1 protein-coding gene is annotated in these 2185 nt (G+C 66.5%); it reads right to left on the bottom strand.

Translation table 11 applies throughout. The features are described from left to right. Positions 1–2185, bottom strand: a 2185-nt coding sequence (locus tag C7477_RS18590) for an FG-GAP-like repeat-containing protein (protein WP_110754817.1), incomplete at both ends; no start/stop codon positions are given.

Here is a 2185-nt window from a genome sequence, read left to right as displayed (position 1 = left end):
TCGACCGTGCCGCTTGCCACCGCGGCGCTCGGCCCGGAGACCGTGGCGACGAGCGTGACCTTCTGGCCGACCTGGATGATCTTGCCCGGCTGGAATTCCAGCGCCACCACCGGCTCGGTGCCGGTGACCTTGTAGTCCAGCTTGGCCGGCGTCGGGGCGTTGAAGTTATCGTCGCCGGGATAGGTGGCGGTGATGGTGATGCTGCCGGTCGGCAGGGCCGACACGCCGCCCGTGCCGGTGATCAGCTTGGCCTGATAGGTGCCATCGCCGACCGCCGTGAGCGGCGCCGGGCCCAGCAGCGTGTCGCCGACCTTGAAGCTGACCACGCCCGAGGGGACGTGTTTTTGCGGGTCGCCGTCGATGGTGAGGACCGCCGTCAGTTCGACCTCCTCGCCGGTGAGAGCCGTCCCGGCCGGGTCGGCGGTCAGTGTGAGCGAGGTGTCGAGCGGGAACTGCGGGACGTCCACCGGAGGCGACGGCAGGCTCTCGGCAAAGTTCGTGTCGCCCTGGTAGACCGCCACGGCTTGGTGGTAGGCCCACGAGTCGTTGCCCACCGGCGCTTGCACATCCTTCGCGGTGGCGGTCACCGTCACGGAAGGCTGAACGATCCCCACCGTCACATTGTTGTCGAAGGCGTTGGCCACGGCCACATCGGCGAAGCCGTCGCCGTTGAAATCGCCGGTCACCGGCACCCCCGGCCAGCTGCCGGGCTGGATCGTGGCGCCCTGCGTGAACGTCCAGGTGCCGCTGCCCAGAAGGAGCTGCATATTGACATTAGGGGAGCCCGCGAAATATGCGGTGGCGATGTCCGGCTTGTGGTCGGCGTTGAAATCGCCGACGGCCAGGGTGATGGTATCCCAGATCGTGCCCCCGATCGAGTAGGGTGTCTTCTTCGTGAAATTCTTGCCGGTGGGGTCGCCCTGGTACGGGATGACGTAGCCTGGGCCGTTGGGATTGTTGACGCCGACGGCGAAATCGAGATGGCCGTCGCCGTCGAAATCCGCCACCGCAACCGACATGGCATCGGCGTCGGTGCCGGTGCTGACCGGTTTCGGATCGGGCTGGAACGAGCCCAGGCCGTCGCCCAGCAGCACCCACACCTTGTCGGTTGGGGTCTGCGGCACGATGAGATCGGGCTTGCCGTCATTGTTGAAGTCGCCGGCAGCAACGGACCCGACGGCGGCGCCCGCGGCTTGGGGATTGCTGCCCACCGACACCGAGGTTCCCTTGACAGGGAAACTGCCCTTGCCGTCGCCCAGATAGACCTGCGAGTTGCCGGCGGTGACAACGGCGATGTCGAGCGCGCCGTCAAGGTCGAAATCGCGCACCGCGAAGGCGACGACGCCGCTCGCCGCCGTATCGATGGGCGTCGGATCGAAGCCGCCCTCTTTCTTGCCGGTGAAGACGCTGATGTTGGAGCCGGCGCCGACGGCGAGGTCGACATAGCTGTCATTGTTGAAATCGCCCGCGACCACAGGATAGGGGTTGTCGATATTGGATAGGGTCCAGGACGGCGTGGCGGGGAATTTACCGTCGGTCTGCGCCAGGAAGATCTGGACGTTGTCGTCGCCCTGATTGGCGACGGCAAGATCGGCGCGGCCGTCCTTGTTGAAATCCTCGCTCGCCATCGAATAGGAAAAATTGCCGACGGTGAGCGTCGCGGACGTCGCGGCAATGCCATAGGCGGCGTTGCCCATGGAGGGGGTTGTGGCGAGCGGATAATCGTTGTTGCTCGTGTCGAGGATATCGGCCACTCCGGTCGGAGCCAGGCCCAGGCCGGGCGGCACGCCGAGGCTGGTCACCGTGACGGGAATGTCATAGGGCGGCTGCAAGTTCACCGTGCCGATGGCCGCCGTGGTCGGATAGAGGCCCGTGTGGTTGACGGTGAGCATCTGGGACGTGGACGCGCTCGCCTTATAGCCGGGACCGCCTCTGAACATGGCCGTGTAGCTATGCGGGCCGGGATCGGCGAAGATGACGATCGAGGCTGCGCCGTTGACGAGCTGGGCCGTGCCGATGCGGTCGCTGCCGGCGCAGGCTGGCGCACCGGTGCGGCAAAAATCGACGGTGCCGGAGACGACGGGGGTGTGTTGCTGGTTGGACGTCACCGTCGCCGTCAGCGTCGCCGACTGGCCCTGGTCGACGGTGTCGGGCGCAATCGCGAGCGCGGTCGCCGTGCCGACAT

The organism is Paramesorhizobium leguminum (assembly GCF_003217235.1).
Lineage (GTDB): Bacteria > Pseudomonadota > Alphaproteobacteria > Rhizobiales > Rhizobiaceae > Paramesorhizobium > Paramesorhizobium leguminum.
The sequence above is the reverse complement of the archived record's forward strand: the minus strand, read 5'-3'. Positions and strand labels throughout refer to the sequence as shown.